Origin of the sequence: Streptomyces sp. M41 (assembly GCF_043673425.1) — a bacterium.
Taxonomy (GTDB): domain Bacteria; phylum Actinomycetota; class Actinomycetes; order Streptomycetales; family Streptomycetaceae; genus Streptomyces.
Genome location: NZ_JBIMKE010000012.1, coordinates 41,117 through 56,675 on the forward strand (window position 1 = coordinate 41,117; position 15,559 = coordinate 56,675).

The following is a 15,559-nucleotide window of genomic DNA, read 5'->3' on the forward strand; positions in this document are numbered from 1 at the left end:
CCCGGCGGTGGCGCCGCTGAATCCCCATTCCTTGGAGAAAGAATTCCCGTGAGCCCGACCAATCGCACCGTGGTCGTCACCGGTATCGGCGCAACCACACCGCTGGGTGGCGACGCAGCCTCTACCTGGGAGGGCCTGATCGCCGGCAAGTCCGGCGTCAAGCCCCTGGAGCAGGAGTGGGCCGCCGAGCAGGCGGTCCGTATCGCCGCACCGGTGGCCGTGGAGCCGACCGAGGTCATTCCCCGGCCGCAGGCCCGCCGCCTGGACCGTTCGGCGCAGTTCGCGCTGATCGCCGCGCAGGAGGCCTGGAAGGACGCCGGTTTCGAGGCGAGGGCCGGTGAGGACACCTCCGTCGACCCCGACCGCCTCGGCGCGGTCATCGCCTCCGGCATCGGTGGTGTGACGACGCTGCTCGACCAGTACGACGTGCTGAAGGAGAAGGGCGTTCGCCGCGTCTCCCCGCACACCGTCCCCATGCTGATGCCGAACAGCCCGTCGGCGAACGTGGGTCTGGCCGTGGGCGCCCGTGCGGGCGTGCACACGCCGGTCTCCGCGTGCGCCTCGGGCGCCGAGGCCATCGGCTACGCCATCGAGATGATCCGTACCGGCCGCGCCGACATCGTGGTCGCGGGCGGCACGGAGGCGGCGATCCACCCGCTGCCGATCGCCGCGTTCGGCAACATGATGGCGATGTCCAAGAACAACGACGACCCGCAGGGCGCGTCGCGTCCCTACGACGTCGCCCGCGACGGCTTCGTCCTCGGTGAGGGCGCCGGCGTGATCGTCCTGGAGTCCGCCGAGCACGCCGCCAAGCGCGGGGCCCGGGTGTACGCGGAGGCGGTCGGGCAGGGCATCTCCGCCGACGCGCACGACATCGTGCAGCCGGAGCCCGAGGGCCGCGGCATCTCGCACGCCTTGCAGAACCTGCTGGACCGCACCGACCTGGACCCGGCGGAGATCGTGCACGTCAACGCGCACGCGACGTCGACGCCGGCCGGTGACATCGCCGAGCTCAAGGCGCTGCGCAAGGTGTTCGGGGACGACGCCGACCACATGGCCGTGTCGGCCACCAAGTCGATGACGGGGCATCTGCTGGGCGGTGCCGGTGGTGTCGAGACCGTCGCGACCGTTCTCGCGCTGTACCACCGGGTGGCTCCGCCGACCATCAACGTGGAGAACCTGGACCCGGAGGCCGAGGCGAACGCCGACGTCGTCCGCGGTGAGGCGCGCAAGCTGCCGGTCGACGGCCGGATCGCCGCGCTGAACGACTCGTTCGGCTTCGGTGGACACAACGTGGTGCTGGCGTTCAGGACGATCTGAGTTCTTTGCTGTGAACGGCGAGTGGCCCGTACCCCTGGTCGGGGGCGGGCCACTCGCCGTTTCGCGTCTGTTGTCGGCCGGCTGCAAGCCGGTGGGGGCTGGTCGCGCAGTTCCCCGCGCCCCTGAAGACAGGGCACTGCCCCTCGGGGCGCCTTTCAGACCACTTGGTGCAGCCAGCGCACGGGGGCGCCCTCGCCCGCGTATCTGAACGGCTCCAGCTCGTCGTCCCACGGCTTGCCCAGGAGCTTGGCGATCTCCGCTTCCAGGTCCGTCTCGTCGCGCTGGGCGCGGGCCAGGGCGGCGCGCAGGCGGTCCTCCGGGATGAGGATGTCGCCGTGGATGCCGGTGACGGCGTGGAAGATGCCCAGGTCGGGGGTGCAGCTGTAGCGCTCGCCCTCGGCGCTCGCGCAGGGCTCGGCCGTCACTTCGAAGCGGAGCAGCTGCCAGCCACGCAGGGCCGACGCCAGCTTGGACGCGGTGCCCGCCTGGCCCTGCCAGGAGAACTCCGAGCGCCAGGTGCCGGGCGCGGCCGGCTGCCGGATCCAGTCGAGGTTGACGCGCGTGCCGAGCACCCCGGCGACGGCCCACTCGACGTGCGGGCACAGCGCGCGCGGCGCGGAGTGCACGTACAGAACTCCACGTGTCGTCACCTGGACCTCCGGGCTGAGCGGACATCTTGCGAACTGGCGGACGATGGTGGCCGGGCAGCCACGCTGATGGCGAGGCTACCGTGCGGCGGCGCAAGGAGTGTGACGTACCGTCGGTCCGGACGCCGCCAAACGTTCGGGTTTCACCCGGCAGGACGCTTGTACGGGTGTGAGCCGTTGCATGAGCCGGGCGGGAACCCTGGTGCGTTGTCATGGGTTGAAGACCATGACGGGGCCGAACGAGGGGATGGACCGGGCATGCGCAAGCGACGGCACGTTTCACACGCTGTCTTCGCCGCTGTGACCGCGGCCGTCGTCGGCGTCGCCGGCTGTGACGCGGTCGGGGGCGACGAGCCGGCACCGTCGGACACCCGTGCGCAGAGCGGGCGTTCGAAGCCGACGCCGGTCTGGGATCGCAGCCCTGACTCGATCGCGGCCGTGGGCGACTCCATCACGACCGGCTTCGACGCCTGTGCGGTCCTGTCGGACTGCCCCGAGGCGTCCTGGGCGACCGGCACCAGTCCCCGGGTCGGCAGTCTCGCCGTTCGGCTGCTGGGGAAGGCGAAGGCGGCCGAGCAGAGCTGGAACTACGCCGTGACCGGAGCCCGGATGGCCGACGTGGCCGGACAGCTGGACCGGGCGGTGGCACGCAAGCCGCAGCTGGTGACGGTGATGGCGGGGGCGAACGACGCCTGCCGCGCGACGACCGACGCGATGACCCCGGTGGCGGACTTCCGCACCCAGTTCGAGGACGCCATGGGCACGCTGCGGGATGCCCTGCCCAAGGCCCAGGTGTTCGTCGCGAGCGTGCCGAACCTGATGCGGCTGTGGGAGCAGGGCCGGACGAACCCGCTGAGCAAGCAGGTGTGGGGGTTCGGTATCTGCCCGTCGATGCTGAGCGACCCGGACTCCGTCACCACCGCGGCCGAACAGCGGCGCGAGACGGTGCAGGGGCGGGTCGAGGCGTACAACAAGGTGCTGAAGGAGGTCTGTGCGAAGGACCGGCGGTGCCGCTTCGACGACGGCGCGGTGCACGACTTCCGGTTCGGCGCCGAGCAGCTGAGCCAGTGGGACTGGTTCCACCCGAGTGTGAACGGCCAGGCGAGGCTGGCGGAGATCGCCTACCGGACGGTCACGCACCAGTAGGCCGACGGGACCGCGCGGGGCCGGCGCGCACCGAGGAGCGGAGCGGGAGCCCCGGTCCAGGTGTCAGGTCCTGGACCGGGGCTGTTCCTGGGTGCTTCTCCCGGATCAGACGTTAATGGCCACGGTCACTCGGCGGTCGGCGATCGAGCGCCCGGCCTGGATCTCGTACGAACCCTTCACAAAGGTCCACGCACCCGTCTGCTCGTCCCACATCTCGAAGGCCCGGCGCGGCAGCTCGACCACCGCCTCGACCGTCTCCCCCGGCCCTGCCGTCACGGCCGTGTACCCGGCCAGCCAGCGCGCGGGGCGGTCGGCGTCCGGTTCGCCCGGCGCCAGGTAGACCTGGACGACTTCGCGGCCCGCGCGCTCCCCGCGGTTGCGCAGGCGCACGGTGACCGTGGTGCCCTCGGCCTCGGCCGACTCATAGGCCCAGTCGGTGTAGCCGAGGCCGTGCCCGAAGGGGTACGCGGGGAAGCGGCCCTCCTTCTCCCAGGCGCGGTAGCCGATGAAGACGCCCTCGGTGTAGGGGAGTTCACCGGCCGAGGGGTGTACCTCGGTGACGGGGGCGTCGGCCAGGGAGCCCCAGGTGGTGGGCAGGCGTCCGCCGGGCTCATGGGTGCCGGTGAGGACGTCCGCGAGGGCCAAGCCGCCCTCCTGGCCGGGGAACCAGCTCAGCAGGACGGCGGCGACGTCCTCGCGCCAGGGCAGTTCCACCGGGGAGCCGGAGTTGACGACCACGACGGTGTTCGGGTTGGCGGCGGCGACCGCGCGGACCAGGTCGTCCTGGCGGCCGGGCAGGGCCAGGTCGGTGCGGTCGAAGCCTTCGGACTCGACGCGGTCGGTGGTGGCGACCACGACGACGGCGGTGTCGGCGTTCCGGGCCGCCTCGACGGCCTCGGCGATCAGCTCGTCCGCGTCGCGCTGCGGCTCCTGGTGGGCGAGCGAGAATGCGACGACCTTCATCGGGATGCCCTCGGGGAACTCGACGACATGGGTCAGGCAGACCTCGACGGGTTGGCCGGCGGTGAGTTCGGGCTGCGCGCACGGCACCGGGGCGCCGAAGAGGGTGATGAAGGGGTCGGCCTTTGCGGGGCGCTGGACGTCGTCGTAGCAGGTGGTGCCGTCGACGGTGAGCGTGAAGGCGCCGGTGCCCCGGATGCCGAAGGTGTGCGCGCCGGTGTCGCGAGGGGTGAAGGTGCCGGTCAGCTCGACGCTGTGCAGCAGGTCGTGGGTGACGCCGTCGGGCAGGTCGGTACCCATCCACTGGATCTGGCCGTTCGGCGCCGGGACGGTGCCGATGACGTTGCCGTCGGCGTCCCGGCACACGGCACGCAGCGCGAATCCCTTGTCGGCGACGGCGAGTTCGGTGTTCGGGTCGGCGCCCACGGCGTAGGTGAGGGCGTTCTCGGGGAGGGCGGCGGTCAGGCCGTCGAGCGGGGAGACGATCCGGTCGGGGAAGACCGTGGCGGAGCCGCCGCCGAGGATGCGGGCGTCCCGGGCGGCGGCGCCGATCAGCGCGACCGTGCCGTTCGGGCGCAGCGGGAGGACACCGTCCTCGTTGCGGAGCAGGACGAAGGAGCGGCGGGCGATCTCGCGGGCCAGCGCGTTGCCGTCGACGGTCGCGGGCGGCTCGGTGACGACCGGTTCGGCGCCGTCGAGGATGCCGACGCGGGCGGCGAGCCTGAGGACGTTGCGGACGGCGTCGTCGACCTTGGCCTCGGTGAGCCTTCCGTCCCGGACGGCCTGGGCGAGGGGTTCGCCGTAGACCGTCTGCGGGCCGGGCATGGCGACATCCAGGCCGCCCTCGATCGCGCCGGTGGTGGACCGGGCGGCCATCCAGTCGGAGACGTTGAAGCCGTCGAAGCCCCACTCGTCGCGCAGCACCTCGTTCACCAGGTGGTGGTGCTCGGTCATCGTCGTGCCGTTGACCCCGTTGTAGGCGGTCATGATGCCCCAGGGGTGGGCGTTTTCGACGATGTGCTCGAAGGGGGCGAGGTACAGCTCGCGCAGGGCGCGTTCGCCGATGGTGTTGTTCACCGTGAAGCGCTCGGTCTCGGCGTCGTTGGCGACGAAATGCTTGACCGTGGTGCCTACGCCGCCGGACTGGACGCCGTTCACATAGCCCGCGCCGATGGTCCCCGTCAGATACGGGTCCTCGCTGTACGCCTCGAAGTGCCGGCCGCCGAGCGGGGAGCGGTGCAGATTGACCGTGGGGGCGAGCAGCACGTGGACGCCCTTGCGGCGGGCCTCCTGGGCGAGCAACACCCCGGCGGCGTGAACGAGTTCGGGGTCCCAGGAGGCGGCGAGCGCGGTCGGCGAGGGCAGGGCGACGGACGGGTCGTCGGCGGTCCAGCGAACCCCCCGGACGCCGATCGGGCCGTCGGACATGACGAGGGACTTCAGGCCGATCCCCGGGAGCGCGGGCAGCGTCCACATGTCCTGACCACCGAGCAGCCGTGCCTTCGCGGCCAGGTCGAGCCGGGCGAGTGCCGCCTCGACGGCCGCCTCGCGTGCCTCGTCGGCCTGGGTAGGGGTTTTCGCCATGGCGGTGCCTCCTCGTTGGGTCCGGGGTGTGGCGCCATCCTGGCATCGCTACCTGTAGTCCGGTAGGTTTCGTAACCCTGCTGTTATATTCTCTTCGGAGGCATGCCGTACGGTGACGCCATGAACGCGAGGGTCAGGAGTGAGGAGCGCCGCGCCGAGATCGTCCGGGCGGCTCTGGAGGTGATCGCCGAGCGCGGTTACCGGGGGGCGAGCCTGGCGGCGGTCGCCGAGCGGGTCGGGCTCACCCAGCAGGGGCTGCTGCACTACTTCCCGACCAAGGACGCGCTGCTCGTCGCCGTGCTACAGGAGCGGGACCAATGGGACGCGGTGCCGAACACCCGGTGGCGGGTCGATCTGCTCGTCTCGCTCGTCGAGTACAACGCGATGCGGCCCGGCATCATCCAGACCTTCTCGGCCCTGCTCGGCGAGAGCGTGACGGAGGGGCATCCGGCGCGCGGCTACTTCGCCGAGCGGTACACACGCGTGCGCGCGAGCATGGCGGAGGTGCTGCGCGCCGAGTACGGCGACCGGCTGCCGAACGGCCTGACGCCGGAGCGTACGGCCCCGCTGCTGGTCGCGGTCATGGACGGCCTTCAGTACCAGTGGCTCCTGGACCCCGAGTCGGTGGACATGCCGGGCGCGTTCCGGGACTTCCTCGGGCTGCTGGGCGAGGACGTGAACTGACCGCTCCGCCCCTCAGCACCCTCGGCACCATGGCGTAGACCTCTTCCGTCACGCGATACTTCCGGCGTCCCACCCGACCCGGCTTCACCCCCCACGTGACGGAAGGACCGGAACGCCTTTGAATTCCCTACGCGTTCGCACAGGCATCCTCGGCCTGGCCCTGCTCACCGGGCTCTCGGTGCCCACGACAACGGCGGGGGCGGCAACCGCCGGCACGGCAGGCTCACCGACCGTCGAGGAGCGGCGCCTCGACAGGACGGTCCCTCAGGAGATCCTGCGCCGCTCCGGGTTCGACGCGGCGACGCGGGAGTTCACCCGGGACCTCGCCGCCGCGGGCTCCTACGCCCGGGCCCGCCATGTCGTCGAGCGCGAAGGGTCGGCGCTGTGGCGACGGGCCGTCGACCGGGCGCAGGGGCGGGGGCCGGACGGCGGTGATCTGAGCCGGGACGACGACCGGCCGCTGTACTGGGCGCGGCTCGCGATGACGCGTCAGGTGCGTACCTGGGAGCCGGGGTTCGAGCTGAGCGCGATACAACGGGCCGCGCTGACCGACGCGTTGGAGCGGGCGTCGCGCGGCCAGTCCGACATCAGGCATCGCCGGGGCGGTGACCCTGTCGTCCGGCGGGTGCTGCTCACCGGGTTCGACCCGTTCACCCTGGACCGTGACATCCGTATCTCCAACCCGTCCGGGGCCACGGCGCTCGCCCTCGACGGCACGGTCATCGAGACGGCCGAGGGGCCCGCACGGGTGGAGACCGCCGTGTTCCCGGTGCGCTGGCAGGATTTCGCGGACGGCACGGTGGAACGGACGCTGCGGCCTCACCTGGCGAAGGCCGATCTGTTCACGACCGTCAGCCAGGGGCGCGTCGGGCGGTTCGACATCGAGCGGACCAACGGGGCGTGGCGGGGTGGCTTCCCCGACAACGACAACGTCTCACGCACCGAGACGGTCCCGGTCGCCGACCCGGCCTCGCAGCCGCAGTGGACGACGACGACCCTGCCGTACGAGGCGATGGTGGCCGCCGGCACGGGGCGTTTCCCCGTGTACGACAACACGAGCGTGACCGAGATCCCGGCGGGCGGCACGCAGGCCGTGGTACGGCCGGACGGTCCGACGCCCGGTTCGACGGCGCGGGCCGGGGGCGGCGGGGACTATCTGTCCAACGAGATCGCCTACCGGGCGACGCTGCTGCGGGACCGGCTCGGGCTGCACGACACGCTGCCGGGCGGGCATGTGCACACGCCGGTGCTCCAGTTCGGGGCGGGGAACACCGATCCGGGGACGGGTGCGGTGACGGACCCCGAGTTCGTGCGGAACCGGCTGGACATCATCGCCCAGGTGCGGGCCCTCGTGCGGGCCGCACTCGACGGGACGCCGGTGTCCTAGGCACCGCACCCGGCTCGCGGTCGCCGTCGTCGGGTCCGGGGGCCGCCGCCCCCAGGCCCCCGCCTTCGGACTTCCGCTCCGGACTCCCGCTTCGGCCTTGAAAGGGCCTCGTCCTCAGACGCCGGACGGGCTGAAGGTGCTCGGCCCGGCGTCAAAAGGGGCGGCGGTGTCCTCCCCGCCCGTCCCCTCCCCGGTCTCCACGGTCTCCTCGCCCATCAGCTCCCGTGCCATCAGCGTCGCCCCCGCCACCGCGCCCGGCATCAGGAACACCGCCACGAACGGCACCAGGAAGGCCAGGGCGAGCGGTGTGCCGAAGCCCCACACCAGGGTCTTGCGGGAGCGGAGCGCGGCGAGGCGGTCGCGCAGTTCCACCCGGCGGCGCTGGAGGGCGACGGCCGTGAGCTCCTCGGTGAGGAAGAAGCCGGTGACGACAACGCCGACCACCGGGACGACCGTCTGGCCGACGAACGGGATGAAGCCGAGGGCGAAGAGCAGCACACCCCAGACGGCGGCGCGCAGCACGATCCGCAGGCTGTCGCGGGCCGAGATCCACAGCTCGCGCCAGAGCGGCAGGCCGGACTCGGGGGCGAAGCCGTCCGGGGAGACGTCCCGGTCGACCTTCTCGGAGAGGTTCTCGTAGAAGGGCTGGCCGATCAGCAGCGTGACGGCGGTGAAGGTGACGACGGACAGGAGCAGGCCCAGGGCGAACAGCACGGCGGTGAGGAAGCCGCGGAACAGGCCCTGCCAGGGGCTCGCCCAGTCGTCGGCGAACGGCGTCGACCAGGACACCAGGTCCTCGCCCCACAGCGCGAGCGCGACGAGCGCCGCCCCGTACAGGACGAGGGTGATGAGCCCCGGGATCAAACCGAACCCGTACTGCTTGCCGTGCCGGGCCACCCATCGCTGGCCCTTGAGCAGATACCTGAAACCGACCCCGAGATCACGCATGAGGGGCACTTTAGCCGGGCCGTGTCACACACCCGTCACAGCCGCTTCGGGAGCCGGTCACCGACCGCCCGGGGCACCGGCAGCGGGGACTCCTCGTCGGGAGCCTCCGTGACACCAAGTCCCTCTTGTTGCCGGTGAGTCGAACAGGTAGACCTCGCCGTACCGATCCATGGTCGTTCCCGGAGGAGGTACGCGTGCGCACCAAGAGAAGCGTTTCTGCGAGACCGTTACTGTTCACCGCCCTCGCCCTCACCACGGCGGGGTCCCTGCTCACCCCGTACAGCGCGGCGGCGGAGCCCCGGCCCCCGGTCCATCGCGAGGCCGCGCTCGACGAGCAGCCGGCGCGGACGCCGGAGAGCGCCGCCCGACGGGCTCTCGGCACCGCCGAGTCGGCCTCCGGCGCGATCACCGACGACAGCCGTGGTTACCCCCGGCGGCAGGTCCTCACCCCGGACCCGGAGAACCCGGCCGACAAGTCCATCAAGCTCGGCCTCACCCCGTACCACGCGATCGCGCCGAAGCTGAACGCCCTTCAGAAGCTCGGTGACCGGGTGAGCGTCGAGGTCGCGGGGCGCTCGGCGGGCGGGCACCGGCTCTATCTCGTCACCGTCACCGCCCCGGAGAGCGCCCGTGAGTCCCGGGCGCAGGCCCGGATGCGGGAGCTGATCGAGCGGGCGCCCGCCCTCGCCGCCAAGTCCCGCGAGATCAGGAAGACGTACAAGACCCCCGTCTTCTTCAACAACAACATCCACGGCAACGAATGGGAGGGTACGGACGCCTCCCTGAAGCTCATCGAGAAGCTCGCCCGGGCGGAGGACGGCCGCACCCGCGACCTCCTCGCGCACAGCCGTCTCTACTTCAACGTCACCGCCAACCCGGACGGCCGTATCGCCGGAACCCGCGCGAACGCGAACGGCTTCGACATGAACCGGGACTTCGTCACCGCCTCGCAGCCCGAGGTGCGGGCGATGCGGCAGATCATGGTCACCAAGCAGCCGGCCGTCATGCTGGACCTGCACGGCTATGTCAACGGCACCCTGATCGAGCCGACCACTCCCCCGCACGGCGAGAACTACGAGTACGACCTGTTCCTGAAGAACACCTACGCCAACGCCCTCGGCATGGAGGCCGCCGTCAACGGCCTCGGCCACACGCCCGAGAAGGACGGCGTGCAGCCCGCGCAGATCCCGTTCCGGGACCAGGAGGAGGGCTGGGACGACTGGCCGCCGATCTTCACCCCGCAGTACGCGGTCTACCACGGCACGGTCGCCGCGCACACGGTGGAGATCCCGCTGACGGTGAACAACAGCGCCTACACCTCGCTGCCGGTCCCCGAGCTGCGCCGGCGCGCGGCGGTCAACGTCGATGTCGCCGGGGCCGCGCTGCGCGCCACCCTCGACTTCGTGCGGTCCGAGCGCACCTCGCTGCTCGCCGACCAGATCGAGGTGTTCCGCCGCGGCGCCGCGGGCGCCGCCCAGGTGCCGGTGTCCGAGAAGACGGTTCCGGGCGTCCCCGGCATCGGCCCCGAGGACGTCTACACCACGACGTTCCCCCGCGCCTACGTCATCCCGCCCTCGGGCACCGCGGGCGCCCGGCTCGTCGGCCACCTCCTGGCCAACGACATACGGGTCACCCGGGCGTCCCACCCCTTCCGGATCGGCGGCAGGACGTACGCCAAGGGTTCCTACGTCATCGACATGCGCCAGCCCAAACGCGGCCTGGCGAACGCGCTTCTCGCGGACGGGCGGGACATCAGCGACCGGGTCTCGGCGATGTACGACATCTCGGGCTGGAGCCTGGGCCGGCTGTGGGGCGCGACCGTCGCCACCCTGCCCGGGATGCCGTACGGCGTCCTGCGTCCGGTCCGTGCGGCGGCCTCCGTCGCGTACACCGCCCCGCACGGCGACCTGCGGCTGCGGCTCGACGACCCGAACGAGGTCGCCGCGCTCAACTCCCTGCTGCGCGAGGGTGTCCAGGCACGCCGGGCCGCCGACGGCAGCGCGATCGTGCCGGGTTCCGCGCGTCGGCAGGCGGCGCGGGCGGCCCGGACGTACGACGTCGCCTTCCACGCGACGCGGCGCACCGGCGGCACGCCCCTGCACCGCACCCGCGTCGCCGCGGCCGTCACCCCGGGTGAGCTGTTCGCGCTGCGGGAGATGAACTTCGACGTCACGCCGGTCTCGACGGGCGTTCTGAACGCCGGTTTCGACTGGTCGTCGGTGGATGTGCTGTTCGTGTCGACCGGGCTCGACCGCGACGGCCTCGACGGTGACGCCCGTAGCGCCCTCGACGCCTTCCTCGGCGGGCACGGCCTGGTCGGCCGCGGTGCCCAGGGTGCCGCGCTCGGCTCGGCGACCGGGCTGCTGGCCGCGAAGCCCGTCGAGGGCAACGGCGACGCCAACGGCGTGGTGCGGGTGCGCAACTCCACCGGCCCCCTGATGAGCGGTGCTCCGGACCACGGCTTCGTGTACGCGCCGATGTGGTTCACCGACCTGGGGCCGGGGGTGCGGGTGGAGCAGTCGTACGCGCCCGGGAACCCGCTGGTCTCCGGACACTGGCGGCCCTCGCAGGACGGCTCCGGCGGACCGTCGGACGCGGCCGGCCAGGCGTCGGTGGTAAGCGGACCCCGGGCTGTGCTGTTCGGCACGCAGCCGCTCTTCCGGGACCACCCGAAGGGGGAATTCGCGCAGGTGGGAAGGGCGTTGTTCGCCATGGCACACACCATGGGCACCGGGTGAGGAGAGCGGATGGCACTGGAGATACACGGCACGGTCGCGGAGGGTTTCGAGGCGGTACGAGCGGAGTTCGCCGCGTTCGTGGCGCAGGAACGTCCCGACTACGAGGGCCAGTTGTGCGCCCATGTGCACGGCCGGCGGGTCGTCGACCTGTGGACCGGGCCCGGCGCCGAGGCCGACTCCCTCTACGGGGTCTTCTCGTCCACGAAGGGCGCGGCTCATCTGGTGGTGGCGCTTCTGGTCCAGGACGGCGTACTGGAACTGGACCGTGAAGTCGCTTACTACTGGCCGGAGTTCGCGGCCGAGGGCAAGGGTGCCGTCACGCTGCGCGAGCTGCTCGCGCACCGGGCGGGGGTGGTCGGGCTCGACGCCGGGTTCACCGAGGAGGAGCTGGCCGACGACCGGGTGATCGCCGAACGCCTCGCCGGGCAGCGCCCGTTCTGGCGCCCGGGCACCGCCTTCGGCTATCACGGGTTCGTCATCGGCGCGCTGACGGGCGAGGTCGTACGGCGGGCGACGGGCCGTACGCTCCAGCAGGTGTACGAGGACCGGATCCGCGCCCCGTACGGCCTGGACTTCCACCTCGGCCTCCCCCAGGCGCTGGAGCCGCGGTTCCGGTCGGTCCAGCCGATGCTGCCCACACCCGAGCAGCAGGCCGAACTGGACGCGATGCCGCGGGGTCCGCACACGCTGGCGTCGATCGCGTTCAACACGCATGTGCCGGAGCCGATGGATCTGGTGGGCCACGCCAACTCCCGTACCGTGCGCGCCAAGGGGCCGGCCTCGGCCGGCGGGGTCGCCGCCGCGCGCGGGCTGGCCGGGATGTACGCGGCGGCGATCAGCGAGGTCGACGGGCGCCCGCCGCTGCTGAAGCCGGACACGGTCGCCGAGGTGGGCCAGATCCATTCCACGGGGTACGACCTGGTGTCCCGGACCCATAAGTCCTTCGGGCTCGGCTTCGCGGCGGTCTCCGACCCCTGGTACCCGTTCCTGGGCGCCGGGGCGTTCGGACACGCCGGCGCGGGCGGCTCCCAGGCCTTCGCGGACCCCCGCAGCGGCCTGGCCTACGGCTACACCCGCCGCCGGTACGCCTTCCCGGGCGGGGCGGCTCCGGAGAACGACCGGCTGGTGAAGGTGGTGCACGAGGCGGCGCTCGCGAGCTAGGTGTATTGATCACGAGCGTTGTTGACGCCGGCCCGGGACGAGGCGAGGGCGGCCCCTGCGCGCAGGGGCCGCCCTCAGCCGTGGAGCACCGAGGCCGTCACACCAGCGTCACGCTGATGTTCCCCCGCGTCGCCTTCGAGTACGGGCACACCTGGTGCGCCTTCTCCACCAGGCCCTTGGCCGTCTCCACATCGACGCCCGGGATCTCGGCGGAGATCTCCACGATGATCCCGAAGCCGTCGTCGTTCTTGCCGACGCCGACCTTCGCGGTGACGGTGGAGCCGGAGATGTCGGCGTTCTCCTGACGGGCGACGACGCCGAGCGCGCCCTGGAAGCAGGCGCTGTAGCCGGCCGCGAACAGCTGCTCCGGGTTGGTGCCGGCGCCGCTGCCGCCCATCTCCTTGGGCGGGTTCACGACGACGTCGAGCTTGCCGTCGTCGGTGGCGACCCGGCCGTCACGGCCGTTCTCGGCGGTGGCGACGGCGGTGTACAGGACGTCGGACTGCTGGATGGACATGCGGTTGTCTTCCTCCTCGGTCCGCCGCGACTCGCGCCCACGATCGCGACAGCATTCGGAAAGAAGTTACCGCATGCCGGAAATCCAGGAAACCGCCCTCCCGGCCGCCTGTGCCGGCCGTGCCGTGCCGTGCCGTGCCGGGTCGTGCCGTGCCGTGCCGTGCCGGGCTCAGAGCTTGACGATCATCTTCCCGGTGTTGTCACCGCGCAGGACCCCGAGGAACGCCTCCAGGTTGTTCTCGATGCCCTCGACGACCGTCTCGCGGTACTTCAGCTGCCCCGAGGCGACCCAGGGGCCGACCTCCTGGACGAACTGCGGCTGGAGGTCGTAGTGGTCGCCGACCAGGAAGCCCTCGATGCGGCCACGGGTCTGGATCAGCCGGGCGAGGTTCTTCGGGCCGGGGGCGGGCTCGGTGTTGTTGTAGACCGAGATCATGCCGCAGACGGCGATCCGGCCGTCCCGGTTGAGCCGGCCGATGGCCGCCTCCAGGTGATCGCCGCCGACGTTGTCGAAGTAGACGTCGATGCCGTCGGGCGCGGCTTCGCGCAGCTGCTCGGCGACGGGGCCGTTCTTGTAGTTGAAGGCGGCGTCGAAGCCGTACTCCTCGACGAGGAGCTTGACCTTGTCGTCGGAGCCGGCCGACCCGATGACCCGCGAGGCGCCCTTCAGCTTGGCGATCTGCCCGACCTGGCTGCCCACGGCACCGGCCGCGCCGGAGACGAAGACGGCGTCGCCCTCCTTGAAGGCGGCGGTGCGCAGCAGGCCCGCGTAGGCGGTGAGGCCGGTCATGCCGAGGACGCCGAGGTACGCGGACAGGGGCGCCGCCTGCGGGTCCACCTTGACGGCGTTCTTCGCGTCCACGGCGGCGTACTCGCGCCAGCCGAAGAAGTGCAGGACGTGGTCGCCGACCGCGATGCCCTCGGCGTTGGACTCGACGACCTCGCCCACGGCCCCGCCCTGCATGACCTTGCCCAGCTCGAAGGGGGCCACGTAGGACTTGGCGGCGGACATGCGTCCGCGCATGTAGGGGTCGACGGAGACGTACTTGTTCCGGACGAGGACCTGGCCCTCGGCGGGTGCCGGAACCTCGGCCTCGACCAGGGCGAAGTCCTTGGCCTCGGGCCAGCCGACGGGGCGGGACAGCAGGTGCCATTCGCGGTTGATCATGGGAGGCGGGCCTTTCGTCTTTTACTTCAGTACCTGAAACAACGATGCTCCTGAATATTTCAGGATGTCAAGTAACAGGGGTACCCTGAGAGCATGGCCACCCCACCCAGTACCCATCGCCCCGATGAGCTGACCCTCGAGGTCGTCGACCTCATCGGCGCGGTCGTGGGCCGCTATCACGAGGAGTACGAGGAGGCCGCGGCCGAGCACGCGCTGACCGGCGCCCAGGCGAAGCTGCTGAGCCTGCTCTGTCTGGAGCCGCTGCCGATGCGCAAGCTCGCCCAGAAGCTGCGCTGCGAACCGTCGAACGTGACCGGCATCGTGGACCGCCTGGAGTCCCGCGGCCTGGTCGAGCGCCGCCCGGACCCGGCGGACCGGCGGGTGAAGCTGGCGGTGGCCACGCGGGAAGGACGACAGGTCGCCCGCGATCTGCGCGAATCACTCCGATTCGCCCGAGAACCCCTCGCCGGCCTCACCGACGACGAACGACTGGCCCTGCGGGACCTGCTGCGACGGATGCTGGGCGACGGCGCCTGAACGGGCCGACAGGCCCGACCGACAGGCCCGACCGACAGGCCGAAAACTCACTCGCCGGCCGCCGAGCGCGCCGACCGGACCCCGCGGACCGGACCCCGCGGACGGCGAGTGAAACCGGCGGGCCGTCACACGGGGAGGGCGGGACGCGGCAGGCGATCTCGGCCGGTCACCGCGTCGCCCGCGAACCCTCGCCCCAACTCTCCGACGACGAACGACCCGCCCTGCGGGACCGGCTGCGGCGAATGCCGGGCGTTGCGCCCACCGTCACAGGGGGCGGCCCCGGCGGGGCCCTGGGCCGGGCCTGGGCGGGCCGACAAGCCCGGCCGAAGGCCCAGGCACTCACTTGCCGGCCGTCGAGCACCGACCGGACTCGCGGGCCGGCGAGCACCGACCGGACTCGCGGACCGCCCAGTGAAACCAGCGACAGCCACCCCCGGCGGACGCGCACGGCCGCCCGGGAGGGGCGTTACGTCGCCCCCGATCTGCGCCAGTCACCGCGAAGCGCCCGGCAACCCCTCGCCCAACGCACCGCTGGACGAACGACCCGCCCAGCGGGAACCAGCCGCGGCGGATACCGGGGGACGGCGCCTGAACGGACCGACAGGCCCCGCCGACGGTCCGCAAGCCACCCGCCTGCCACCGAGCACCCCGACCGGACCCAGTGGACCGGCGAGAGGAACCCGCGGCGGTCATCCCGAGAGGGCGACTCGCGGCGTGTGATCCGCGGCCTCGTCCAATGCGGCGACCGACGGACGATCTGCCC

At 71.9% G+C, this 15,559-nt stretch carries 12 protein-coding genes; 7 read left to right on the forward strand and 5 right to left on the reverse strand.

The features are described from left to right. Nucleotides 1-48: 48 nt before the first annotated feature. Nucleotides 49-1,320, forward strand: a complete 1,272-nt coding sequence (fabF, locus tag ACHBTE_RS17230) for a beta-ketoacyl-ACP synthase II (RefSeq protein WP_394724763.1) — start codon at nucleotides 49-51, stop codon at nucleotides 1,318-1,320. A gap of 155 nt (nucleotides 1,321-1,475) precedes the next feature. Here fabF and ACHBTE_RS17235 read toward each other — a convergent pair whose 3' ends face one another. Further along, nucleotides 1,476-1,970 (reverse strand): DUF3145 domain-containing protein, encoded by a 495-nt coding sequence (locus ACHBTE_RS17235; protein WP_394724764.1) that lies wholly within the window; start codon nucleotides 1,968-1,970, stop codon nucleotides 1,476-1,478. Nucleotides 1,971-2,225: 255 nt separating this feature from the next. On the opposite strand from ACHBTE_RS17235, the gene ACHBTE_RS17240 reads away from it, so the two are divergent. Then, a complete protein-coding gene (locus ACHBTE_RS17240) occupies nucleotides 2,226-3,113 on the forward strand; it encodes an SGNH/GDSL hydrolase family protein (RefSeq protein ID WP_394724765.1) in 888 nt (295 codons plus the stop codon). 105 nt (nucleotides 3,114-3,218) lie between these two features. Here ACHBTE_RS17240 and ACHBTE_RS17245 read toward each other — a convergent pair whose 3' ends face one another. Next, on the reverse strand, nucleotides 3,219-5,657 hold the full coding sequence (locus tag ACHBTE_RS17245; protein WP_394724766.1) for a beta-glucosidase H: 2,439 nt from the start codon (nucleotides 5,655-5,657) through the stop codon (nucleotides 3,219-3,221). Nucleotides 5,658-5,759: 102 nt separating this feature from the next. Between ACHBTE_RS17245 and ACHBTE_RS17250 the strand changes: the two genes are divergently transcribed. Both ACHBTE_RS17250 and ACHBTE_RS17255 read left to right on the forward strand, forming a co-directional pair. Continuing rightward, complete coding sequence (locus ACHBTE_RS17250; protein ID WP_394724767.1) at nucleotides 5,760-6,341, forward strand: TetR/AcrR family transcriptional regulator; 582 nt, start codon at nucleotides 5,760-5,762, stop codon at nucleotides 6,339-6,341. A gap of 118 nt (nucleotides 6,342-6,459) precedes the next feature. Next, on the forward strand, nucleotides 6,460-7,728 hold the full coding sequence (locus ACHBTE_RS17255) for a pyroglutamyl peptidase (protein WP_394724769.1): 1,269 nt from the start codon (nucleotides 6,460-6,462) through the stop codon (nucleotides 7,726-7,728). Between the two features lie 114 nt (nucleotides 7,729-7,842). Here the strand turns inward: ACHBTE_RS17255 and ACHBTE_RS17260 are convergent, their stop codons facing one another. Next, nucleotides 7,843-8,676: an EI24 domain-containing protein gene (locus ACHBTE_RS17260; RefSeq protein WP_394724770.1), complete on the reverse strand. Its 834-nt coding sequence runs from the start codon at nucleotides 8,674-8,676 to the stop codon at nucleotides 7,843-7,845. A 194-nt stretch (nucleotides 8,677-8,870) separates the two neighbouring features. Between ACHBTE_RS17260 and ACHBTE_RS17265 the strand changes: the two genes are divergently transcribed. Both ACHBTE_RS17265 and ACHBTE_RS17270 read left to right on the forward strand, forming a co-directional pair. Continuing rightward, nucleotides 8,871-11,414 (forward strand): M14 family zinc carboxypeptidase, encoded by a 2,544-nt coding sequence (locus ACHBTE_RS17265; protein WP_394724771.1) that lies wholly within the window; start codon nucleotides 8,871-8,873, stop codon nucleotides 11,412-11,414. Between the two features lie 9 nt (nucleotides 11,415-11,423). Continuing rightward, on the forward strand, nucleotides 11,424-12,575 hold the full coding sequence (locus ACHBTE_RS17270; RefSeq protein WP_394724772.1) for a serine hydrolase domain-containing protein: 1,152 nt from the start codon (nucleotides 11,424-11,426) through the stop codon (nucleotides 12,573-12,575). A 97-nt stretch (nucleotides 12,576-12,672) separates the two neighbouring features. On the opposite strand, the gene ACHBTE_RS17275 is transcribed toward ACHBTE_RS17270, so the two are convergent. Together ACHBTE_RS17275 and ACHBTE_RS17280 are read right to left on the reverse strand one after the other, a co-directional pair. Beyond that, complete coding sequence (locus ACHBTE_RS17275; RefSeq protein ID WP_394724773.1) at nucleotides 12,673-13,092, reverse strand: organic hydroperoxide resistance protein; 420 nt, start codon at nucleotides 13,090-13,092, stop codon at nucleotides 12,673-12,675. Nucleotides 13,093-13,260: 168 nt separating this feature from the next. Continuing rightward, nucleotides 13,261-14,259, reverse strand: coding sequence for an NADP-dependent oxidoreductase (locus ACHBTE_RS17280; RefSeq protein ID WP_394724774.1), 999 nt, complete (start codon nucleotides 14,257-14,259; stop codon nucleotides 13,261-13,263). A gap of 93 nt (nucleotides 14,260-14,352) precedes the next feature. Here ACHBTE_RS17280 and ACHBTE_RS17285 point away from each other — a divergent pair, with 93 nt between their 5' ends. Continuing rightward, nucleotides 14,353-14,796: a MarR family winged helix-turn-helix transcriptional regulator gene (locus ACHBTE_RS17285; protein ID WP_394724775.1), complete on the forward strand. Its 444-nt coding sequence runs from the start codon at nucleotides 14,353-14,355 to the stop codon at nucleotides 14,794-14,796. Nucleotides 14,797-15,559: the final 763 nt, after the last annotated feature.